20 protein-coding genes and 1 pseudogene are annotated in these 21,812 nt (G+C 72.6%); 12 read left to right on the forward strand and 9 right to left on the reverse strand.

All coding sequences use genetic code 11. The features are described from left to right. Nucleotides 1-139: 139 nt before the first annotated feature. Nucleotides 140-553: an SsgA family sporulation/cell division regulator gene (locus DVA86_RS31440; RefSeq protein WP_208883401.1), complete on the reverse strand. Its 414-nt coding sequence runs from the start codon at nucleotides 551-553 to the stop codon at nucleotides 140-142. A gap of 369 nt (nucleotides 554-922) precedes the next feature. On the opposite strand from DVA86_RS31440, the gene DVA86_RS31445 reads away from it, so the two are divergent. The 5 genes from DVA86_RS31445 to DVA86_RS31465 all read left to right on the forward strand — a co-directional run bounded on the left by DVA86_RS31445 (nucleotide 923) and on the right by DVA86_RS31465 (nucleotide 6,088). Beyond that, nucleotides 923-2,257 carry an energy-coupling factor ABC transporter permease gene (locus DVA86_RS31445; RefSeq protein WP_208883403.1) on the forward strand — a complete coding sequence of 445 codons (1,335 nt, stop codon included), beginning with the start codon at nucleotides 923-925 and terminating at the stop codon, nucleotides 2,255-2,257. 1 nt (nucleotide 2,258) lies between these two features. Beyond that, complete coding sequence (cbiQ, locus tag DVA86_RS31450) at nucleotides 2,259-3,035, forward strand: cobalt ECF transporter T component CbiQ (protein WP_208883405.1); 777 nt, start codon at nucleotides 2,259-2,261, stop codon at nucleotides 3,033-3,035. Continuing rightward, a complete protein-coding gene (locus tag DVA86_RS31455) occupies nucleotides 3,032-3,853 on the forward strand; it encodes an energy-coupling factor ABC transporter ATP-binding protein (protein WP_245997404.1) in 822 nt (273 codons plus the stop codon). Before cbiQ ends, DVA86_RS31455 begins: the two co-directional genes overlap by 4 nt. A 130-nt stretch (nucleotides 3,854-3,983) precedes the next feature. Next, nucleotides 3,984-5,192, forward strand: coding sequence for a serine hydrolase domain-containing protein (locus tag DVA86_RS31460; protein ID WP_208883409.1), 1,209 nt, complete (start codon nucleotides 3,984-3,986; stop codon nucleotides 5,190-5,192). Nucleotides 5,193-5,251: 59 nt separating this feature from the next. After that, nucleotides 5,252-6,088 (forward strand): SDR family NAD(P)-dependent oxidoreductase, encoded by an 837-nt coding sequence (locus DVA86_RS31465; RefSeq protein ID WP_208883410.1) that lies wholly within the window; start codon nucleotides 5,252-5,254, stop codon nucleotides 6,086-6,088. Between the two features lie 91 nt (nucleotides 6,089-6,179). On the opposite strand, the gene DVA86_RS31470 is transcribed toward DVA86_RS31465, so the two are convergent. From DVA86_RS31470 to DVA86_RS31480, 3 genes are read right to left on the reverse strand one after another with little or no spacing between them, the layout of a single operon-like run. Further along, nucleotides 6,180-7,127, reverse strand: coding sequence for a 4-(cytidine 5'-diphospho)-2-C-methyl-D-erythritol kinase (locus DVA86_RS31470; RefSeq protein ID WP_208883412.1), 948 nt, complete (start codon nucleotides 7,125-7,127; stop codon nucleotides 6,180-6,182). After that, nucleotides 7,124-8,218, reverse strand: a complete 1,095-nt coding sequence (rsmA, locus tag DVA86_RS31475; RefSeq protein ID WP_208883413.1) for a 16S rRNA (adenine(1518)-N(6)/adenine(1519)-N(6))-dimethyltransferase RsmA — start codon at nucleotides 8,216-8,218, stop codon at nucleotides 7,124-7,126. The genes DVA86_RS31470 and rsmA overlap by 4 nt, the downstream gene beginning before the upstream one ends. Next, on the reverse strand, nucleotides 8,215-9,408 hold the full coding sequence (locus DVA86_RS31480; protein ID WP_208883415.1) for a resuscitation-promoting factor: 1,194 nt from the start codon (nucleotides 9,406-9,408) through the stop codon (nucleotides 8,215-8,217). The genes rsmA and DVA86_RS31480 overlap by 4 nt, the downstream gene beginning before the upstream one ends. 93 nt (nucleotides 9,409-9,501) lie before the next feature. Here DVA86_RS31480 and DVA86_RS31485 point away from each other — a divergent pair, with 93 nt between their 5' ends. The 6 genes from DVA86_RS31485 (at nucleotide 9,502) to rarD (ending at nucleotide 17,478) form a co-directional block, all read left to right on the forward strand. Further along, nucleotides 9,502-10,710 (forward strand): sensor histidine kinase, encoded by a 1,209-nt coding sequence (locus tag DVA86_RS31485; protein ID WP_208883417.1) that lies wholly within the window; start codon nucleotides 9,502-9,504, stop codon nucleotides 10,708-10,710. A gap of 219 nt (nucleotides 10,711-10,929) precedes the next feature. Beyond that, entirely contained in the window at nucleotides 10,930-12,276 is a 1,347-nt protein-coding gene (locus DVA86_RS31490) for a sensor histidine kinase (RefSeq protein ID WP_245997405.1), read from the forward strand. A gap of 146 nt (nucleotides 12,277-12,422) precedes the next feature. Further along, on the forward strand, nucleotides 12,423-13,082 hold the full coding sequence (locus DVA86_RS31495; RefSeq protein WP_281279336.1) for a response regulator transcription factor: 660 nt from the start codon (nucleotides 12,423-12,425) through the stop codon (nucleotides 13,080-13,082). 233 nt (nucleotides 13,083-13,315) lie between these two features. Further along, nucleotides 13,316-15,232: a 2-oxoacid:acceptor oxidoreductase subunit alpha gene (locus DVA86_RS31500; RefSeq protein WP_208883420.1), complete on the forward strand. Its 1,917-nt coding sequence runs from the start codon at nucleotides 13,316-13,318 to the stop codon at nucleotides 15,230-15,232. Then, the gene (locus DVA86_RS31505) at nucleotides 15,225-16,349 is read left to right on the forward strand and encodes a 2-oxoacid:ferredoxin oxidoreductase subunit beta (RefSeq protein WP_208883422.1); all 1,125 of its coding nucleotides are present in this window, start codon (nucleotides 15,225-15,227) and stop codon (nucleotides 16,347-16,349) included. The genes DVA86_RS31500 and DVA86_RS31505 overlap by 8 nt, the downstream gene beginning before the upstream one ends. A gap of 151 nt (nucleotides 16,350-16,500) precedes the next feature. Then, on the forward strand, nucleotides 16,501-17,478 hold the full coding sequence (rarD, locus tag DVA86_RS31510) for an EamA family transporter RarD (protein WP_208883424.1): 978 nt from the start codon (nucleotides 16,501-16,503) through the stop codon (nucleotides 17,476-17,478). On the opposite strand, the gene DVA86_RS31515 is transcribed toward rarD, so the two are convergent. Together DVA86_RS31515 and DVA86_RS31520 are read right to left on the reverse strand one after the other, a co-directional pair. Beyond that, on the reverse strand, nucleotides 17,430-17,840 hold the full coding sequence (locus DVA86_RS31515; protein WP_425471011.1) for an SRPBCC family protein: 411 nt from the start codon (nucleotides 17,838-17,840) through the stop codon (nucleotides 17,430-17,432). The two genes, rarD and DVA86_RS31515, sit on opposite strands and share 49 nt — an antisense overlap. A gap of 99 nt (nucleotides 17,841-17,939) precedes the next feature. Continuing rightward, nucleotides 17,940-18,539: pseudogene (locus DVA86_RS31520) on the reverse strand (CGNR zinc finger domain-containing protein); the annotation flags it as partial. A 55-nt stretch (nucleotides 18,540-18,594) separates the two neighbouring features. Here DVA86_RS31520 and DVA86_RS31525 point away from each other — a divergent pair. Then, nucleotides 18,595-19,044, forward strand: a complete 450-nt coding sequence (locus DVA86_RS31525) for a VOC family protein (protein ID WP_208883426.1) — start codon at nucleotides 18,595-18,597, stop codon at nucleotides 19,042-19,044. A gap of 83 nt (nucleotides 19,045-19,127) precedes the next feature. Here DVA86_RS31525 and DVA86_RS31530 read toward each other — a convergent pair whose 3' ends face one another. From DVA86_RS31530 to DVA86_RS31540, 3 genes are all read right to left on the reverse strand, one after another. Next, a complete protein-coding gene (locus tag DVA86_RS31530) occupies nucleotides 19,128-19,616 on the reverse strand; it encodes a phospholipase (RefSeq protein WP_208883428.1) in 489 nt (162 codons plus the stop codon). Nucleotides 19,617-19,789: 173 nt separating this feature from the next. Continuing rightward, nucleotides 19,790-20,779, reverse strand: coding sequence for an ABC transporter permease (locus DVA86_RS31535; protein ID WP_208883429.1), 990 nt, complete (start codon nucleotides 20,777-20,779; stop codon nucleotides 19,790-19,792). After that, nucleotides 20,766-21,719 (reverse strand): ABC transporter ATP-binding protein, encoded by a 954-nt coding sequence (locus tag DVA86_RS31540; protein WP_208883432.1) that lies wholly within the window; start codon nucleotides 21,717-21,719, stop codon nucleotides 20,766-20,768. Before DVA86_RS31540 ends, DVA86_RS31535 begins: the two co-directional genes overlap by 14 nt. Nucleotides 21,720-21,812: the final 93 nt, after the last annotated feature.

Consider the following 21,812-nt stretch of genomic DNA (forward strand, 5'->3'; position numbering starts at 1 on the left):
TCGGCAGGACCACTCGGCCGCAGGGCCGCAGGGCCGCAGGGAAACGGAACCGCCCGCGCGAGAGGCGCGGGCGGTTCCGTGCGTTCCGGGTGCGTGTGTGCGGGAGGGCGGACGTTGGCGGCGTCGGCCGCGTCGGCGGTCAGACGCCCCGCAGTAGGTCGCTGAGCCCGGTGTCCAGTCCGGCGGCCGCCTGCTCCCGGCCGCGCGGCACGGCCGCGTAGCAGCTCCGCAGGAAGCGCCGCACGTCACTGCTGCGCAGTTCGATCAGCGCCATGCCCTCGGCGGTGTGCAGCTCGAGCATCGTGTGCGCGGGGCCGCACGGCCACAGCTGTACGTCGCCCTCGCCCGTCGGCGAGTCCGTTCCCTCGTCGAGGAGCTCCCGGGAGAAGACCCAGGTCACCTCGGCGCCGTCCAGGGAGGCGTCGGGCGGGAACACGATGCGGACGGCGAGCGGGTCCCCCTCGTCGTAACGCAGCACGGCGGAGAGCGGTCGCGCGGCGCTCGCACGGGCGATGAGACGGGCCTGCGCGTTCTGTTGGATGACTCCGGACATCGTCGGCTCCTCCGGGTGTGTGACGGCGAAGGGCGGGGGACGGGCGCCCGCCGTCGGCTGCGTACCCCCCTGTCCAGTCAGACGCCTGGCGCGGCACGGCAGTCACGAGCGGGACGGCGTGAGCTGTACCACATGTCAGCGGCAAATCGGATTCTGCTACTGACTCCGGGCATATTCCAGAGGAATTTCCACATGGCGGCCAGGTGCTACTGAGACCAGGGCTCTCTTGCAAGCCTCTCGCAGTTGGCCACTACTATGGGACGGTTCACCCTTCTGCCATTCCGCCGCGTGCCCCGCGGCACGCACCGACGTCCAGCGCCTTCCGCGTGACAGCCGAGGAACCTGACAGCCGAGGAAGCGGAGCCCGTCATGCACGTCCCGGACGGATTCATCAACGCGCCCGTCTCGGTCGCCGCCGGTGCCGTCGCGGCCGGTGCCGTGGCCCTCTCGCTGCGCGGCGCCCGCCGCGAACTCGCGGGCCCCGCCGGGCCCGTCCCGGCCGGGAAGGGCGGGCAGGGCGGGCGTGAGGCCGGGGCGTACGCGTCGGGCGGCCTCGGGGAGGAGCGCACGGCGCCGCTCGCCGGGCTGGTCGCCGCGTTCATCTTCGCCGTCCAGATGCTCAACTTCCCCGTCGCGGGCGGCACCAGCGGCCACCTCCTGGGCGGCGCGCTCGCCGCGATCCTCGTCGGCCCGTACACGGGCGTGCTGTGCGTCTCCGTCGTACTGCTGATGCAGAGCGTGCTCTTCGCGGACGGCGGGCTGACCGCCCTCGGCGTCAACATCACGGACATGGCCGTCGTCGCGGTCCCCGTCGCGTACGGGCTGTTCCGCGCGCTCGTACGTATGCTGCCGCGCGGCCGCGGGGCGGTGACGGGCGCCGCGTTCACCGCGGCGCTGGTGTCCGTGCCCGCCGCGGCGGTGGCCTTCACCGCGCTGTACGCGCTCGGCGGCACCACCGACGTCTCCCTCGGCAAGGTCTTCACCGCCATGGTCGGCGTGCACGTGCTGATCGGCATCGGCGAGGCGGCGATCACCGCGCTGACGGTGGGCGCGGTCCTCTCCGTACGCCCCGACCTCGTCTACGGCGCGCGCGGGCTGACGGCCCCGCTGGTGCTCCGGAACGTCACGGCTGCGGTGCCGGGCGGGGCGCACTCCGCCGCGCACTCCGCTGCGGAGCCCGAAGCGGAACGGGAAACGGAGCCCGAAGCGGAACCGCGGGCGACCACCGGTGCGGGCGCCGGTGCGGGCCGTGGCCGGTCCGCACGGCGCCTGTGGCTGGCCGGGCTCGCCGCCGCGCTCGTGTGCGCGGGCGTGGTCAGCTTCTACGCCTCCGTCGACCCCGACGGGCTGGAGAAGGTCGCCGCCGACCACGGCATCGACAAGAAGGCCGAGGAACACGGCCTCGCGGACTCGCCGCTGGCCGACTACGGCGTGGAGGACATCACCGACGCCCGCCTGTCCGGCGGCACCGCGGGCGTGATCGGCGTGGGCGCGACGCTCGCCGTCGGCACGGGCGTGTTCGTCGTCGTACGCCGCCGCCGGCCGCAGGCACCGGAAGCACCCGACACGGCACGTACGCCACGCACGGCTGGTGCGTCCGAGGCACCCGTAGCACCCGTAGCACCCGTAGCGCCCGGCGAGTCCCACGGGGCGGCCGGGGCGGAGACACCGGCCGTCCCCGCCGCGGACCGCGACGGCCGCTGACGTGGGCGCCGGCGGCGGCGCGGGGCACGCGCACAGGCTGTACCAGCACGGGAGTTCACCTGTGCACGCGCTGCCGCCGCACTGCAAGCTCGTCGCCGTCCTCTGCTTCGTCCTCGTCGTGGTGTCCACGCCGCGCGAGGTGATGTGGGCGTTCGGGCTGTACGCCGTGCTGCTCGCGGCCGTCGCCGCGGTGGCCCGCGTCCGGTTCGGGCTGTGGCTCAAACGGCTGCTGATCGAGGTGCCGTTCGTGGCCTTCGCCGTGCTGCTGCCGTTCGTCGCGGAGGGCCCGCGCGTCGAGTGGCTCGGCCTGTCCCTCTCCGAACCCGGCCTGTGGGGCGCCTGGAACGTCCTCGCCAAGGGCACCCTCGGCGTCGCCGCCTCCGTCCTCCTCGCCGCCACCACCGAACTGCGCGCCCTGCTGCTCGGCCTGCAGCGCCTGCGGCTCCCGCCGCTGCTCGTGCAGATCGCGTCGTTCATGCTCCGCTACGGCGACGTCATCGCCGACGAGATGCGCCGCATGCGCATCGCCCGCGCCTCCCGCGGCTTCGAGGCGCGCGGCGTCCGGCACTGGGGGGTGCTCGCGAAGTCCGCGGGAACCCTGTTCATCCGGTCCTACGAGCGCGGCGAACGCGTCCACCTGGCCATGCTCAGCCGCGGCTACGCGGGCACCATGCCCGTCATCGACGAGGTGACCGCCACCCGCGCGCAGTGGGCGCGTACCGCACTGCTCCCCGCGACGGCGCTCGCCGTATGCCTGGCAGGATGGCTGCTGAGATGACCGCACGAGACGCCGCGGGCGAGCCGGAAGCCGCCCCGCACGGCCGCCACCCGGAGCCCGCCCCCGCCCCGCCTTCGCTGGAGGTGCGCGGGCTCGCGTACGCCTACCCCGACGGGCACCAGGCGCTGTTCGGCGTCGACCTGACCGTGCCGCGCGGTGAACGCGTCGCGCTGCTCGGCCCGAACGGCGCCGGGAAGACCACCCTCGTCCTCCACCTCAACGGCATCCTGAGCCCCGGCGCAGGCACCGTGACGGTCGCGGGGCTGCCCGTCGTCCGGGACCGTCTCGCCGACGTACGCCGCATGGTGGGCATCGTCTTCCAGGACCCGGACGACCAGCTGTTCATGCCCACCGTCCGGGAGGACGTCGCGTTCGGACCGGCCGCGGCCGGGCTGCGCGGCGACGAACTGGAGGCGCGGGTCGCCGACGCGCTCCGCCAGGTCGGCATGGAGCCGTACGCCGACCGACCGCCGCACCACCTGTCGTTCGGGCAGCGGCGCCGCGTCGCGGTGGCCACCGTCCTCGCGATGCGGCCGGAGATCCTCGTACTGGACGAGCCGTCCTCGAACCTCGACCCGGCCTCCCGCCGCGAACTGGCCGCCATCCTGCGGGACCTCGACATCACCGTGCTGATGGTCACGCACGACCTGCCGTACGCCATGGAGCTCTGCCCGCGCGCGGTGGTCCTCAGCGACGGTGTGATCGTCGCCGACGGGGGCACCCGCGACCTGCTGTGCGACGACGGACTGATGCGGGCCCACCGGCTGGAGCTGCCCTTCGGTTTCGACCCCGGATCCGTACAGGCGCCGCGCGCGTAGCAGCATGGAAGGTGCGGTACGGCGCAAACCGCACGGTGTGGACGGCGGCGCAGACGGCACGGCAAGTACGCCATGGCATAAACGGCCCGGCACGGCATGTTGAGGAACGGTGAGGAACGGGGGCAGGCACGTGGTGGACGTCCAGGGCACGGTGGCGGACGGGTTCGAGGCGGTCCGCGACGCGTTCGCGGCGAACTTCACCGAACGCGGCGACACGGGTGCGGCATTCGCCGTACACCGCGGCGGCCACCCCGTCGTCGACCTGTGGGGCGGCGCCAAGGACCGTACGCAGCCTGCACAGCCCTGGACTTCCGGTACGGCCGTGCTTCTGCGCTCCGCCACCAAGGGCCCCGCGGCCGCGGTACCGCACCTGCTGCACCAGCGCGGCCTGCTGGACCTGGACGCGCCCGTGGGCACGTACTGGCCGGAGTTCAAGGCGAACGGCAAGGAGCGGGTGCTCGTACGGCACCTGCTCTCGCACCGCGCCGGACTGCCCGTACTCGACCGGCCGCTCAGCCCCGCCGAGGCCGCCGACGGGGTCAGCGGGCCGCGCGCGGTGGCCGCGCAGGCGCCCGAGTGGGAACCCGGCACCGCGCACGGCTACCACCCGCACACCTTCGGCTGGCTCCTCGGCGAACTGGTGCAGCGGGTCACCGGCCGCACGCTGGGCCGCTGGTTCGCGGAGGAAGTGGCGGCGCCGCTGGGCGGCCTGGACCTGTGGCTCGGGCTGCCGCCGTCGGAGACCCCGCGCGTCGCCCGTATCGCGGAGGCGCCGGTGCCGGAACGGGCGCCGGGACGCGGGCTGCGCGTACGGGCCAAGCCGGCGGTGGCCGCGGCGTACCGGGACCCGGACTCGCTGACGCGGCGGGCGTTCGGGGCGGTGGGCGCGGGCGCACCCGGCGACGGGGCCCCGGGGGAGCCGGTGGACGAGAACGCCCCGGCGTATCTGGCCGCCGGGCTCCCCGGCTCGGGCGGCGTCGGCACGGCGCGTGCGCTGTCCGCGTTCTACGCGTCGCTCATCGGCGGCGTGGACGGCGGGCGACGGCTGTTCACCCCGGCGACGCTCGCCCAGGCGCGTTCGCAGGAGTCCGGCGGCCCGGACCGGGTGCTGGTCGTCAACACCCGTTTCGGGCTCGGCTACATGCTGCACAGCCCCGCCTCCCCGATGCTCGGCGAGGGCTCGTTCGGGCACCCGGGGCGCGGCGGCTCGCTGGCGTTCGCCGACCCCGGCACGGGGATCGCCTTCGCGTACGTCACGGCGGGCATGCAGCGCTCCGTGACCTCCGACCCGCGCGCGCAGGCGCTCGTACGGGCGCTGCGCGGCTGCCTGCCGGACTGACGCGGAGCCCCGCCGTACGAGACCCGCTTGGCCGAGGCGGGGCGGCATATGCTGAGCCGATGTGGCGATTTGAGGGGTACACGGCGCTGGTCACCGGAGCGGGGCGGGGGATCGGGGAGGCCGTCGCCGGACGGCTGGCCGCGGAGGGCGCGCGGGTGCTCGTCACCGACCTCGACACGGAACGCGCCGAACGCGCCGCCGCGGCCCTCAACGCCCGGCAGGCCGCCGGGGGTTCGGCCGGCCCCGGCCCAGGGGGCTCCGGCCGCGGCAGCACCGGCGGCGAGGCGGCGGCGATGGGCTGCGACGTGGGCGACCGTACGGCGGTGGAGGCGGCGGTGGCGTACGCCGTCGAACGCTTCGGCGGCCTGGACGTCCTCGTCAACAACGCCTTCTCCTGCCACCCGGACACCCCGCTGTTCGAGGACGAGACCGACGAGGTGTGGCAGCGCGACCTCGACATCACGCTGAACGGCGCCTTCCGCTGCGCCCGCGCCGCGATGCCGCACCTGGCGGCGGCGGGCGGCCGCGGGGCCATCGTGAACATCGGTTCCGTCAACGGCGAACGGGACTTCGGCAACCACTCGTACAGCGCGGCCAAGGCCGGACTCGCGAGCCTCACCAGGACGCTCGCGGGCCGGAGCGCGGAACGCGGGGTGCGCGTGAACCTGGTCGCGCCCGGCACCGTCGACACCGGCGCCTGGGTGGGCCGCGAAGGGTCGCTCGAACGGGCCGTGAGCGAGTACCCGCTGGGGCGGGTCGGCCGCCCGGACGACATCGCCGCCGCCGTCGCCTTCCTCGCCTCGGCGGACGCCGCCTGGGTCACGGGAGTCACCCTGCCGGTGGACGGCGGCCTGCTGACGAGCAACCTCGGCCTGCGCCGCGCCCTCCAGGGCTGACCGCGCGCCCTCCCGTACGGTGCGCGCCCGCGCGTGCTCCGTACGGTGCCGCCCTCCCGTACGGTGCGCGCCCGCGCGTGCTCCGTACGGCTCAGCTCAGCAGCGTCGCGCCCGGGGCCGGGGCGGTGGTCGGGCGGGCGGTGCGGCAGGTGCCCGAGGCCAGCAGCGACTCGGCGACCGAAGCGGCCGACTCCGCGCTCTCCGTGAGGAACGCGCACGTCGGGCCCGATCCGGAGACGAGTCCGGCGAGCGCGCCCGCCGACGTGCCCGCCTTGAGCGTGTCGGCGAGTGCGGGGCGCAGCGAAAGCGCCGCGGGCTGCAGGTCGTTGGAGGAGGCGCCGTCCGGGCCCGCCAGCGATGCGGCGAGCGCCGCCGCGTCACCGTCGCGGAGCGCGTCGAGGAGCGCGGGGGAGGGCTCCGGCTCCGGTACGGCGGCCACCGTGGCGCCCGTACCGGAGGCTTCGCGGAGACGGTCGCACTCGCGGTAGACCTCCGGCGTGGACAGCCCGCCGTCCGCCACCGCGAACACCCAGTGGAACGTGCCGCCGACCGCCAGCGGCGTGAGCAGTTCGCCGCGGCCCCGGCCCAGCGCGGCACCGCCGAGCAGGCTGAACGGCACGTCCGAGCCCAACTCGGCGCACAGCGCGAGCAGTTCCCCGCGCGGCGTACGGGTGCCCCACAGCGCGTCGCACGCCACCAGCGCGCCCGCCGCGTCCGCGCTGCCCCCGGCCATGCCGCCCGCGACGGGGATGTCCTTGCGCAGGCCGAGGTGTACGGCGGGAGCGTCCAGGCCGTGGTGCGCGGCGAGCGCCCGTGCCGCGCGGGCGGCCAGATTGGTGTCGTCCAGCGGAACTTGGTGGGCGTCCGGACCGGTGGCGCCGATCCGCAGAACGTCCGCCGGGGACGCGGTGACCTCGTCGTGGAGGCCGACGGCGAGGAAGACGTTCGCGAGCCCGTGGAAGCCGTCCGGGCGCAGCCCGCCGACCGCGAGCTGGACGTTGACCTTGGCCGGGACCCGTACGGTCACGGTGTCCGTCATGCTGTGCCGCCTCCGTCCCGCGGGCGCCGCGCGTCGTGCGCCGGCCGCGCGTCGTGCTCGTCGGGTGCGCTCCGCGCCCTCTCCGTGTACTGCCGTCCCCGCGCGGCCTGTTGGGCGCGCTGCGCGTGCCCGTCCCGCCCGGCCGCCGCCGGCCGCCGCTCCGCGATACGGGCGAACTCCTCGACCGTCAGCGACTCCCCGCGCGCTTTGGGCGAGACGCCCGCGGCCACCAGCGCCTCCTCCGCCGCGGCCCCCGAACCGGCCCAGCCTGCCAGCGCCGCGCGCAGCGTCTTGCGGCGCTGCGCGAACGCCGCGTCCACCACCGCGAACACCTCCTCGCGCGTGGCGCCCGTCTCCGGCGGCTCGCGGCGGACCAGCGAGACCAGCCCGGAGTCCACGTTGGGCGCGGGCCAGAACACCGTGCGCCCGATCGCGCCCGCGCGCTTCACCTCGCAGTACCACGCCGCCTTCACGGACGGCACGCCGTACACCTTCGAACCGGGCGGCGCCGCCAGCCGGTCGGCGACCTCCGACTGCACCATCACCAGGGTCCGTTCGATGCCCGGGAACGTCTCCAGCATGTGCAGCAGCACCGGCACCGCCACGTTGTACGGGAGGTTGGCGACCATCGCGGTGGGCGGCGGCCCGGGCAGCTCCCGTACGAGCATCGCGTCGGACCGCACCAGCGCGAAACGTCCCGCACGGGACGGCAGCCGTGCCTCGACGGTCGCGGGCAGCGCCGCCGCCAGCACCTCGTCGATCTCGACGGCGACGACGCGCGACGCCGACTCCAGCAGCGCGAGGGTCAGCGAGCCGAGGCCCGGGCCGATCTCCACCACCACGTCGTCGGGGCGGACTCCGGCGGTCCGCACGATGCGGCGCACCGTGTTCGCGTCGATGACGAAGTTCTGGCCGCGCTGCTTGGCGGGGCGTACGCCGAGGGCGGCGGCGAGTTCCCGTACGTCCGCGGGGCCGAGGAGGGGACTGGCGGTGCCGGGTCCGGGATCGGGGTGGGGGCCCGGGCCGGTGCCGGGGTCCCCGGCGGGCCCGTGCGGGTCCGGTGGGCCGGAGGGGTCGGGGGCTGCGCTCACTGGTGCAGTTTACGGCCGCACACCGGCCACGGACTCGCCCCCCGCTGCACGTACAGCTTCTTGGCCCGGTACGTCTGCTCCGACGCGGGCGCGTTCTGCGGGCGGCCCTCACCGCCCAGGCTCTGCCAGGTCTGGGTGTCGAACTGGTACAGGCCGCCGTATGTCCCCGACGGATCGACCGCGTTGGCCCTGCCGCCGGACTCGCACTCCGCCAGCGCCTGCCAGTTGAGCGAGTCGGCGCCCGCCACGGAGGCCGGCAGCGACTTCGTCCCGATCCGGACGATCCGCGACAGCGGCTTCTGCACCACCTCGGTGCCGACGCGCTTCGGCCGCTGCGCCACGCCGTTCACGGTGCGCTGGTGGTACGTGACCCGCCGTACGCCGTGGCGGCCCGCCCGCGCGACGAGCGAGGTGCCGCGGCTCAGTTCGGGATCCTCGCGGTGGACCGTTTCGAAGCCGATCGTCTCCTCGCGGATCTTCTCCTTCCCGACGATCCGCAGGACGGTGATCGTCTGGCCGTCCCGCGGGAAACTGTCCGGCGGCACCGAGGTGGTGTCCTCGCCGCGCAGCGTGACGCCCGCCTGCCCGACGGCCTCCCCGACCGTCGCCGCGTTCGTCCGCAGCGGGTGCCGCCGCCCGTCCGCGAGCACGGTGACGCTCCGCTCGGTCCGCACCACCAGCGTCCCGCCCGTACGGCCGATCCGCGCGTGCCGCCCGGTGGACACGTACGCGCCCTCCGCCCGCACTCCCCACTCCCGGAGCGCGCCCGCCACCGTCTGCGCCGTCGTCCACGCCGTGCGCAGTTCGCCGTCCAGCGTGACGTCGACGGGGCGGCCACGGCGTACGGCGATCTCCTCGCCGCTGTCGAGCGACGTGTCCGGGGCGGGGGCGACGGCGTCGTGCGCGCCGAGCTCCACACCCTCCTCCGCCAGCAGTTCGTCCACGGTGTCCGCGAAGGTGTGCAGGGTGCGCTGGCGGCCGTCCACGTTCAGGGTGACCGACTTGTCGTGCACCACGAACGCCGAGGTGCTGCCCGCCAGGAACGCGACGACGAGCGCCTGCGGCACCAGCCTGCGCAGCGAGTCGGAGCGTTCGGGATCACGCCGGCCGCGGGCGCGGCTGCCGGCGTGCGAGCCCCCGGCGCCCCGCGCCCCCGTACGCGCGGCGCCCGCCGCCTCCGTACCTCGCAACGAGAGCCACCCCTATGCCTTCGGCGGCAGCGTCGAGTGTTTATAAGGGCCAGCCCCATGGCGCCAGACGCCCCCGACCGGCAGGCTAGGCCTATGTCCGCGAGCCCCGCGAGCCCCTACGAGTCCGGGGAAGAGCGCCTCCCGCCACCACGCGGCACCTTCGGTGCGCAGACATGGCGGGAGATCGCGCACCTCCTCGGCAATCTGCCGGTCGGCCTGATCGGCTTCGTCTACGTCACCGCCTGCGTCTTCGTGGGCGGCGGCCTGTCCGTCACGGTCGTCGGGCTGCCGCTGCTCGCCCTCTGCCTGCTCGGCTGCCGGCTGTTCGGCAAGCTCGAACGGGCGCGGGCCCGCGGGCTGCTGAGGATGCGGATCGACGAGCCCAGCCCCGTCCACGTTCCGGAGAAGGGCGCCGTCTCCTGGATCTGGGCGCACCTCAAGGACTCGGTCGCGTGGCGGCACGCGCTCTACGCCTTCATACGGCTGCCGTGGGACGTGTTCACGTTCGTCATCACGCTCATGTCCCTCTTCGTCGGCTGGCCGGTGCTGCCCTGGGTCGCGCGCGGCCTGACGAACGTGGACCGCGCGCTCGTACGCGGCCTGCTGTCGCCCTCCGACGAGTTGGAGCGCCGTATCGCCGAACTCGAGTCGGACCGGGGCACGGTGGTGGACACGGCCGCCGCCGACCTGCGCCGTATCGAACGCGACCTGCACGACGGCGCCCAGGCCCGGCTCGTCGCCCTCGCCATGGGCCTCGGCCTGGCCAAGGAGAAGCTCCTCGAAGACCCCGAGGCCGCTGCCGAGATGGTCGACGAGGCGCACGGCGAAGTGAAGCTCGCCCTCCAGGAGCTCCGCGACCTGGCCCGCGGCATCCACCCCGCCATCCTCACCGACCGCGGCCTGGGCCCGGCGCTGTCCGCGCTCTCCGCACGCTGCACGGTCCCCGTCAAGGTGGTGTCGGACCTCACGGAGCGCCCGGCGGCGGCGATCGAGGGCATCGCGTATTTCACCGTCTCGGAGCTCCTGCAGAACATCAGCAAGCACAGCGGGGCGCGTACGGCCCAGGTGGACCTGTGGCGTTCGGACCAGCGGCTGCTGGTGCAGGTGCAGGACGACGGCAAGGGCGGCGCGACCTCGTCGCTGACCGCGAGCCCCTCCGGCTCCGGCGGCACGGGGCTGGCCGGTCTCGCCGAGCGGCTTGGCTCCGTCGACGGCCTGCTGGTGCTGGACTCCCCCGAGGGCGGCCCCACCGTGATCACCGCGGAGCTGCCGTGGCGGCGCCGGGAGTCCGCGGACCGCTGAGGCCCCTGGCCGCCTGTCCGCCTCCTTGCCCAGGGTGCCGACGCGGTGACGCACGGGCAGCTGAGTCCCCTCGGGAGGTGGGGTAAACCCCAGCCCGAAGACACCGACCGGCGCCATGGCCCGGGTCCGCCGCGCGCCCGATGCTGGAGTCAGCCCGCTCGTAGTGGTGGGACGGAACCCGGCACCGACGGACGTACTTGACGGATAAGGACAGGACACATGGGAACCACGGCCATGGCATACGGCCCCCCGCAGCACCGGCCGGCTGAGCACCGCCGCTCCTGGGCGGCCGAGATTCTGCTCGCGCCCGTCGCGGGACGCGCCTGGCGCGAGCTCCTCTACGTGCTGACCAGCCTGCCGATCGCCGTGGTCACCTTCGTCTTCTCGATCACGATGGTGACGCTGGGCGCCGGACTCCTGATCACGTTCCTGGGCGTGCCCGTGCTCGCCGCCGGCCTCTCGTGCTGCCGCGCCATCGGCGCCATGGAACGGGCGCGGGCCCGCGCGCTGCTCTGGTACGACGTGGCGGAGCCCGAGCCCGTACGCGCGCTGCAGCGCGGCAAGGGCCTGATGGCGTGGGTCGGCGCGCTGTTCCGGAGCGGGGTGTCCTGGCGCAGCCTGCTCTACGCGGTGCTGCACTTCCCGTGGGCGACGTTCGCCTTCGCCGTGTCGGTGGTCTTCTGGGCCAACGCCTGGGCGCTGCTGGTCTATCCCCTCTGGCAGTGGGTCTTCCCCACGTACCTCGACCAGCCCGGCATACAGCTGTGGGGCGACGCGGAAGGGCACGGCTTCTACCTCGACAGCCCGCCCGAGATCGCCCTCGCCTCCGCCACCGGCCTGGCACTCGTCCTCGTCACGCCGTGGATCATCCGCGGTCTGACCCAGGTCGACCGGCTGATGGTGGCCGGGCTGCTCGGCCCGTCCAAGCTGGCCGCGCGGGTCTGGGAGCTGGAGTCGGACCGAGGCGCGGTGGTGGACACGGCCGCCGCGGACCTGCGCCGTATCGAACGCGACCTGCACGACGGCGCGCAGGCCCGGCTCGTCGCCCTCGCCATGGACCTGGGCCTGGCCAAGGAGAAGCTCCTCGAGGACCCGGAGACCGCCGCGGGGATGGTCGACGAGGCGCACGGCGAAGTGAAGCTCGCCCTCCAGGAGCTCCGCGACCTGGCCCGCGGCATCCACCCCGCCATCCTCACCGACCGCGGTCTGAGCGCCGCGCTGTCCGCGGTCGCCGCACGCTGCACCGTGCCGGTACGGGTCACGGTCGATCTGGATGCCCGGCCCGCCCAGGCCATCGAGGGCATCACGTACTTCACGGTCTCCGAGCTGCTCCAGAACATCAGCAAGCACGCTCGCGCCACCCGCGCCTCGGTGGACGTCTGGCGGACCGGGGACCGGCTGATGCTCCAGGTGACGGACGACGGCAAGGGCGGCGCCGGCGCCGGCGCGGGCACCGGGCTGGCCGGCCTTGCCGAGCGGCTGGACTCCGTCGACGGGCTGCTCGTCCTGGATTCGCCCGAGGGCGGCCCGACTACTGTTACGGCCGAACTGCCATGGCGCGACTGATCGGTCCCCCGGCCCGTCACGCCGCGCGCTGAACCCTGCCCGCCCTGACCGCGTCTGCCTCCCCGAGCGCGGTCTGGGATGCGGCGCGGTCTGGGATGCTGTGCGCATCCCCATCGTGGGTCGGGGGCGGACTTGTGGAGGACAGAGTGCGTGTGGTCATCGCTGAGGACTCGGTGCTGCTCCGGGAAGGGCTCACGCGTCTGCTGACCGACCGCGGGCACGAGGTCGTCGCGGGGGTGGGCGACGGCGAGGCGTTGGTCAAGACGGTGGCGGAGCTCGCGGACGGCGGACAGCTGCCGGACGTGGTGGTCGCCGACGTACGGATGCCGCCGACGCACACCGACGAGGGCGTACGGGCCGCGGTGCGGCTGCGCGCCGCGCACCCGGGGCTGGGGGTGCTGGTGCTGTCCCAGTACGTGGAGGAGCAGTACGCGACGGAGCTGCTCGCCGGATCCAGCCACGGGGTCGGCTATTTGCTGAAGGACCGGGTGGCGGAGGTACGCGAGTTCGTCGACGCGGTCGTACGGGTCGCCGAGGGCGGTACGGCGCTCGACCCGGAGGTCGTCGCGCAGCTGCTGGGGCGGAGCCGCAAGCAGGACGTGCTGGCCGGGCTCACCCCGCGGGAGCGCGAGGTGCTCGGACTGATGGCGGAGGGGCGTACGAACTCGGCGATCGCCGCGCAGCTGGTCGTCAGCCACGGAGCCGTGGAGAAGCACGTCAGCAACATCTTCCTGAAGCTGGGGCTCTCGCAGAGTGACGGGGATCACCGCCGGGTGCTCGCGGTGCTCACGTACCTCAATTCGTAGCACGCGCTCCGCGGCTCGGTGGCCGCGGAGCGGCACCGCCGAACGCCGACAGGGCCGGTCAGCACTGGCCACAGCCTGGCTCGGAGCTCAAGGCAGGCTTTAGGTCGCCGGCGGATGATGGCATGTCCGAGTGTCTGGGCGTCTCACCAGTGTCCAGCATGTGACCACCCGCAGGAACACGACCCACGTAGGATGACGGTGGAGCCGCCGCCTCGAGGGAGGTCAGAATTACCGTGACCAGTCAGGTCAGTAGCCCAGCCGGAGCACGGCCGCCCAACGAGAAGGAAGTCCGGCAGCTGGACCGGGTGATCATCCGGTTCGCGGGAGACTCCGGCGACGGCATGCAGCTCACCGGTGACCGCTTCACCTCGGAGACGGCGTCCTTCGGAAACGACCTTTCCACGCTGCCGAACTTCCCCGCCGAGATCCGTGCCCCCGCAGGCACGCTGCCCGGCGTCTCCAGCTTCCAGCTCCACTTCGCGGACCACGACATCCTCACTCCGGGCGACGCCCCGAACGTGCTCGTGGCCATGAACCCGGCCGCGCTGAAGGCGAACATCGGCGACCTGCCGCGCGGCGCCGAGCTCATCGTCAACACCGACGAGTTCACGAAGCGCGCCATGGCCAAGGTCGGCTACGAGACCAGTCCGCTCGAGGACGGCTCGCTGGACGGGTACAGCGTGCACGAGGTGCCGTTGACGACGCTGACCGTCGAGGCGCTCAAGGAGTACGACCTGGGCCGCAAGGAAGCCGGCCGGTCCAAGAACATGTTCGCGCTGGGACTGCTGTCCTGGATGTACCACCGGCCCACGGCGTCCACCGAGCAGTTCCTGCGGACGAAGTTCGCGAAGAAGCCGGACGTCGCCGAGGCGAACGTCGCGGCGTACCGCGCCGGCTGGAACTTCGGCGAGACCACCGAGGACTTCGCGGTCAGCTACGAGGTCGCGCCGGCCGCGGCGGCCTTCCCCCCGGGGACGTACCGCAACATCTCGGGCAACCTCGCGCTGTCGTACGGGCTGATCGCCGCCTCCCAGCAGGCGGATCTGCCGCTGTTCCTCGGCTCGTACCCGATCACGCCCGCGTCGGACGTGCTGCACGAGCTGTCCAAGCACAAGAACTTCGGCGTCCGCACCTTCCAGGCGGAGGACGAGATCGCCGCCATCGGCGCCGCGCTGGGCGCGGCCTTCGGCGGAGCGCTGGGCGTCACCACCACCTCGGGGCCCGGCGTGGCGCTGAAGTCGGAGACGATCGGCCTCGCGGTCTCCCTGGAACTGCCGCTGCTGATCCTCGACATCCAGCGCGGCGGGCCGAGCACCGGCCTGCCCACCAAGACCGAGCAGGCGGACCTGCTGCAGGCGATGTACGGGCGGAACGGCGAGGCGCCGGTGCCGATCGTCGCGCCGTCGACACCCGCGGACTGCTTCACGGCTGCGCTGGACGCGGCGCGTATCGCGCTGACGTACCGGACGCCGGTCTTCCTGCTGTCCGACGGGTACCTGGCCAACGGCTCCGAGCCCTGGCGCATCCCCGAGATCGACTCGCTGCCCGACCTGCGCGTGCAGTTCACGCAGGCGCCGAACCACCAACTGGACGACGGCACCGAGGTCTTCTGGCCGTACAAGCGCGACCCGGAGACGCTCGCCAGGCCCTGGGCGGTGCCCGGCACGCCCGGTCTGGAGCACCGGATCGGCGGCATCGAGAAGCAGGACGGCTCGGGCAACATCTCGTACGACCCGGCCAACCACGAGTTCATGGTGCGCACCCGGCAGGCGAAGGTGGACGGGATCGACGTCCCGGACCTGGTGGTCGACGACCCGGGCGCCGAGGACGACGGGCCGGCCGGCGTGCTGGTGCTGGGCTGGGGCTCCACCTACGGGCCGATCACCGCCGCCGTGCGGCGCATCCGGCGCGCGGGCGGCCGTATAGCGCAGGCCCATCTGCGCCACCTCAACCCGTTCCCGCGGAATCTCGGTGAGGAGCTGGCGCGTTACGACAAGGTGGTCGTGCCGGAGATGAACCTCGGGCAGCTGGCCGCACTGCTGCGCGCCAAGTACCTCGTCGACGCGCAGTCCTACACGCAGGTCCGCGGGCTGCCGTTCAAGGCGGAACAGCTCGCGAACGCTCTCAAGGAGGCCATAGACAATGGCTGAGCAGCTCATGGAGGGGCCTGATACCCGGGACTCCCGGGATCGCGGCCTGCTGTCCCTGGTGCCGAAGGCCGAGGGCAATCAGTCGATGAAGGACTTCAAGTCCGATCAGGAAGTGCGCTGGTGCCCGGGCTGTGGTGACTACGCCGTCCTCGCCGCCGTGCAGGGCTTCATGCCCGACCTCGGACTGGCGAAGGAGAACATCGTCTTCGTCTCGGGCATCGGCTGCTCCTCCCGCTTCCCGTACTACATGAACACCTACGGGATGCACTCCATCCACGGCCGCGCCCCGGCCATCGCGACGGGGCTGGCCGCCGCGCGGCGCGACCTGTCGGTGTGGGTCGTCACGGGTGACGGCGACGCGCTCTCCATCGGCGGGAACCACCTGATCCACACGCTGCGGCGCAATGTGAACCTGAAGATCCTGCTGTTCAACAACCGGATCTACGGCCTCACCAAGGGGCAGTACTCGCCGACTTCGGAGCCGGGGAAGATCACCAAGTCCACGCCGATGGGCTCGCTCGACTCCCCCTTCAACCCGGTCTCGCTCGCGCTGGGCGCCGAGGCGTCCTTCGTGGCCCGTACGGTCGACTCGGACCGCAAGCACCTCACCTCGGTGCTGCGCGCCGCCGCCGACCACCCGGGCACGTCGCTGGTGGAGATCTACCAGAACTGCAACATCTTCAACGACGGTGCCTTCGAGATCCTCAAGGACAAGGAGCAGGCGCAGGAGGCGGTGATCCGGCTGGAGCACGGCGAGCCGATCCGCTTCGGCGCACCCTGGCGCGAGGAGGACGGCGGCGACGGGCTCGGGGCACGCGGCGTGGTGCGCGACCCGGCGACGGGTGATCTGCGGATCATCGACGTCGCCGAGCACGGCACCGCGGACGTCCTCGTCCACGACGCGCACGCCTCGTCGCCGACGACCGCCTTCGCCCTGTCCCGGCTCGCCGACCCGGACACCCTGCACCACACGCCGATCGGTGTGCTGCGGGATGTCGAGCGCCCGGTCTACGAGTCGCTGATGTCGGATCAGCTGGAGCAGGCCGTCCAGGACCAGGGCAAGGGCGAGTTGGGCTCGCTGCTCGCGGGCCGAGACACCTGGACCGTCGTCGGCTGAGGCCGGCCACCGCCGTCGGCGGCTGACCTGCTCGGCGGCCGCGTTCCTGCCGTTCACCCGGCTGTCATGACCGTCACACAGAACGGGAATGACAGTCGGGTGTTTCGGCGTTACCTTCGTGGTGTCTCGCCCCAGCCCCCGGAGGATCCAGATGCAGCCGACGAGCCAGGCCCGTACCGGCCTCATCTTCGGATTCACCGCCTACGGCCTGTGGGGCCTCCTCCCTCTCTACTGGCATCTGCTGGAGTCCACCCCCGCCCTCGAGACTCTCGCGCACCGGATGGCGTGGTCACTGCCCACCGCGCTGCTGGTGCTGGTGCTGATGGGCCGCTGGTCGTGGATACGGCCGCTGGCACGGCAACCCAAGAAGCTCGGGCTGCTTTTCCTCGCCGCCTCCGTGATCTCCGTGAACTGGGGGCTGTTCATCTGGGCGGTCGCCAACGACCGTGTCATCGAGGCGTCCCTCGGCTACTTCATCAACCCCCTCGTCTCGATCGCGTTCGGTGTGCTGATGCTGCGCGAACGGCTGCGGCCCGCACAGTGGTTGGCCGTCGGCATCGGCGCGCTGGCGGTGGTGGTGCTCTCCGTCGGCTACGGCCAGGTGCCGTGGCTGTCCATCACGCTCGCCTTCAGCTTCGCCACGTACGGCCTGCTGAAGAAGCGCGTGAAGCTGGACGGCGTGGAGAGCTTCAGCACGGAGACGGCCATGCAGTTCCTGCCGGCGCTGGGCGTCCTCCTCTATCTCGGAACCCGCGGTGACGCCACGTTCACCACGGAGGGTCTCGGGCACGGGCTGCTGCTGGCGTGCACCGGCATCGCCACCGCACTGCCGCTGATCTTCTTCGGCGCCGCGGCCGTACGGCTGCCGCTGTCGACGATCGGACTGCTTCAGTACATGGCTCCCGCCTTCATGTTCGTGCTGGGGCTGCTGGTCTTCCACGAGCCCATGCCGCCCGAGCGCTGGGCGGGCTTCCTGCTGGTGTGGACCGCGCTGGTCCTGCTGACGTGGGACGCCCTGCGCCGGGCCCACCACGGCCGGGTGGAGCTGCGCACCCGGGCGGCCGCCGCGGCAGCGGCGGATCAGCCGTCGAGTGCGGCGACCACGGACTCCATCACCGCCCGCCAGTGAGCGCGCTGCCGCTCCCGCTCCTCGGGTCCGGCCAGCCGCTCCTGGTGGAAGCGGAGCACGGCTCTCTCGCTCGCCCCACGGGCCGGTGACACCGCGACCTGCACGGTGGTGTCGTGGTCCCAGCCCGGTGGCCGCCAGGTGATCCGGATGCGGTCGCCGGGGCGGTGGCTGCGGACCTCTCCGACGGTCCCGTCCGCCGTCTCGAACGACTGGCCCCGATCGGCGTCGTGCAGGTCGACGCCGTCGCCGAGCCAGCAGGACAGACCCTCGGGACCGGTGATGAAGTCCCATACCGCGCCGGGCGGGTGGGCGAGGGTCTTCGAGACGCCGATCTCCCATCCGGCGTCCCCGGTCAGTCCGATGCTCGCCGCGGCCCCGGCGCTTCCACTGGTCACGGTGCTGCCCTTGCTTCCTGCGCTGCCGGCCATGGCGGTCACTCCCTCGTTCTCCCGCGGTGAGTCCTGCTCTTCCTGCCGGGCGCGCAGGGCGCGCACCTTGTGGCGGTTGCCGCAGCGCTCCATGGAGCACCAGCGGCGCCGGCCGGGCCGCGACGTGTCCACGAAGATCAGGAAGCAGTCGTCGGCCCCGCACTCGCGTATCCGGTGGGCGTACGGACCGGTGAACAGGTCGATCGCGTCCCGGGCGACGGTCGACAGCAGCTGGGTGCCGGTCGCCGGACGCGCCCACCCGCTGCCGCCCGCGCCGGCCTGCTCCAGAACCGGCGTCAGCGGCGGCTCCGCCGCCGCGGCGTTCACCGTCTCCAGGTCCTCCGGCCGTGGCTCCCGCCCCCGCAGCCGGTCACGTGCCAGCGTCAGCACTGTGTCGCGGAGCACCCGCGCGGCGGCCAGCTCCAGCTCCGTCACCTCCAGCTGCGGCGTCGGATCGAGGCGTGAACTGCCGGCCCACACGGCGAGACTGGAGGGCTGGTGCAGCACTTCGTATCGGGACAGCGGCCCCGGGCCGCCGGTCATGAGCAGCTCCAGACACAGGGAGCCGGGATCGAAGTGGTACGCCACCCCATCTGGTGAATGGAGGGTCATCCCCGTTGCGGTCTCGCTCATGTAACCACTATAACTGGTTACGCAGATATGGGAAGCCCCGATGGAAGGACAGGACATGACTCTGGGCTGGAAGCTCGTGATCGACTCCGCCGACCCGCAGCACCAGGCCGCCTTCTGGTCCGACGTGCTGGGTTACGAGTTGGAGGACAACAGCCTGCGGATCGAGCGGCTTCTGGACCAGGGCGTCGTCGACGAGTCGCTGTGCGTGGAGTTCAAGGGGCGGAAGTTCTGGCGGGACGCCGCCGCGACCCGGCACCCCGAGGATCCCTTCGACCCGGACAGCGGCGCGGGCCTGGGCAGAAGGCTGCTCTTCGTGCGGGTGCCGGAGCCGAAGACCGGCAAGAACAGACTGCACATCGACGTGCATTCCGGCCCGGCGGGGCGTGCCGCCACGGTCGCCCGGCTGGAGTCACTGGGGGCGACGGTGGTCCAGCATGTCAACGAGCCGTCCGGCGAGTGGTCGGTGCTCAAGGACCCGGAGGAGAACGAGTTCTGTGTGCACTGAGAGGCACGGGCCGGAGCCGGACAGCCGACTGCCCGCCCGGTCGGTGAACGGGCGGGCAGGCAGATGATTCGCCGGAGAGCGGGCTAGGCGGCCTTGCCCGTCTTGGCAGCGGTGTCGGCCGGTGCCACTCCGACCGCGGACACGGCCTGGTAGTACGTCCAGGCGAGGCCGTCGCAGGCGGTCTTCTGCGCACCGGAGTATCCGTTGCAGACGCGCTTCAGGTCCTCGTAGAAGGCGCTGTCGAGCCGCGACTTGTTGGCGTCGAACTGGCCGACGGCCTTGTAGTTGCGGTAACCGAAGTCGTGCCGGATGCAGGCGTTCTCGAAGGGGAAGCCGAAGGGGTTGTCAGGGGAGCTGCTGCACTTGTCAGTGCTCCAGTCGAAGCCGTACTCCGACCAATCGCCCTGATTGGCGCGTGCGTTGAGGAATGCCTGCTGGCTGCTCGCGCTGGTCTGGCTCCAGTCGGACATGACCTGCAGTTTGTCCGCGGCGTTCGCGGGAGCCGCCAAGGCGGCTGTCGTGGCCAGCGCGATGGCCGCGCTGGACAGGCCGGTGATCAACCGACGACGCATCCGGTACCTCCGGGTGGGGGGCAGCCCGGTTGGCGGGCTGTTGACGAGGGTTCCGCTTCTCCTCGGAAATGGCCGAGAAGCAGGACCAGTGTTCAGCCCGGATGCAACAGAGTGCTGTCAGTTCGCCGTCACCTCGGTGACAACCCCTCAAGTGGCGGCTCGGTTCGCCGGATTCAGGCGGTGATGTCCTTGGTCGTGAGGCGGGCCCAGGCGGCCGATCCGAAGACGGCGCCGTAGAGGGCCTGGAGGCCCAGGTTCTTCAACAGCGGGTCCCAGTACACCGGATCGCGGAGGATATCGCCAAACGACAGCCAGTAGTGGGGGAAGAGGAACGGATGGATGGCGTGCAACTGCGGGATCGTGTCCAGGATCTGCACGGTGATCAGCAGGCCGACGGTGGCGGCCATGGCGGTGACACCGCTGTTCGTCAGGGTCGAGATGAACAGCCCCAGCGCCGCCAGGCCGAGCAGGGAGAGCGCGACCAGCACGGCGATCACCAGCGCACGCCACAGCCCTTCACCGAAGGACACGGTGGTGCCGGAGAGGAGGGTGACCTCGCCGAGGGGGAACAGCAGTGAGCCCACGGCCAGTGCGGAGACCGCCACGACCAGGGTGGCGGCCAGGCAGAAGACGAGCGTGGTGGCGTATTTGACCAGCAGCAGCCGGGTGCGGCCCGCCGGAGCGACCAGCAGATAGCGCAGCGTGCCGCTGGAGGCCTCCCCCGCGAGGGAGTCGCCGGCGATCACGCCGACGGTCATGGGAAGGAAGAAGGGGAGGGTGACGGCGAGTGAAGTGAACACCAGGAACAGGCCGTTGTTGGTGACCTGCGCGATGAAGGCGGGGCCCTCGCCTCCCCCTTCGCCGACGGTCCCCCCGTCACTCGTCTCGATCTTGACGGCGATCCCGACCAGGACCGGTACGAGCGCCAGGACCGCGAGCAGCGCCAGCGTCCGCCAGCGGCGGAACGTGGTGAGGAGTTCGCTGTGGAAGAGGCCCAGACCCAGCGGCCTCAGCCGCCTGCCCACGGTGGCGACAGCGGCCGGACCGGCTGTCGCCCGTACGCCCTGGCCGTCGTGGTCACCCTTGCCACCCCGGCCGCGCTTGCCATCCTTGCCATCCTGGCCGCCCTGGCCCGGCTGCGTCTCGGTCTCAGCCCGCGACATCGAAGCCCTCCCCGGTGAGCGCGACGAACACGTCCTCGAGTGAGGCGCGTTCCAGTCCGAACGCCCGCACCCGTACGTCGGCCCGCACCAGTGCGGCGTTGACATCGGCGAGATCGGGCGGCTCGGCGGCGGGCAGCTCGCCGGTCACCCGGTCCGCGGTGACGCTCACGTCCATCACTCCGTGTTCCTTGAGGACCGGCACGGCCTCCGCCGTGTCCGGGGTGGTGACCACGAGCCGGCCACGCGCTCCCGCGGACATCTCGGCGACGGTGCCCTGGGTGATCAGCTTGCCGCGGCTCATCACCGCGGTGTGCGAGCAGACCTGCTCGATCTCGTCCAGCAGATGGGAGGAGAGGAAGACCGTGATGCCGTCGTCGGCGAGCTCGCGGACGAGGCTGCGAATCTCGCGCATGCCCTGGGGGTCGAGCCCGTTCGTCGGCTCGTCCAGCACCAGCAGCCGGCGCGGCTGCAGCAGTGCGGCGGCGAGCCCGAGGCGCTGCTTCATGCCCAGCGAGTACGCCTTGGCCTTCTTCGCGCCGGCCGCCGACAGGCCGACGCGGTCCAGCGCCTCGGCGACCCGGGTGCGCCGGGTGCGGGGATCGGCGGTCGGGTCGGCCGCGTCGTAGCGGATGAGGTTGTCGCGGCCGGACAGGAAGTCGTACAGCGCGGGCCCCTCGATCAGGGCGCCCACCTGGGGAAGGACACGGTTGGCCGCGCGCGGCATGGGCTCGCCGAGCAGATGTGCGGTGCCGCCGGTCGGCTCGATCAGGCCGAGCAGCATCCGGATCGTCGTCGTCTTGCCCGAGCCGTTGGGCCCGAGGAAGCCGAAGACGCTCCCGCTGGGCACGGACAAGTCGAGGCTGTCCACGGCGAGCTGACCGCCTCGGTACCGCTTGCTGAGCCCGTGCGTCTCGACAACGGCTTCGGCCGCCTCTGCCATGGTGCTCCTCTGGGAGGAACTTCGCCGCTGCCCGGCGGCTGCCGGACAGCGGCGAAGCGTGGTGTCCTGTGCTTCTTGTCGCCTGCTGCTTCG

It is taken from the genome of Streptomyces armeniacus (assembly GCF_003355155.1).
GTDB lineage: Bacteria > Actinomycetota > Actinomycetes > Streptomycetales > Streptomycetaceae > Streptomyces > Streptomyces armeniacus.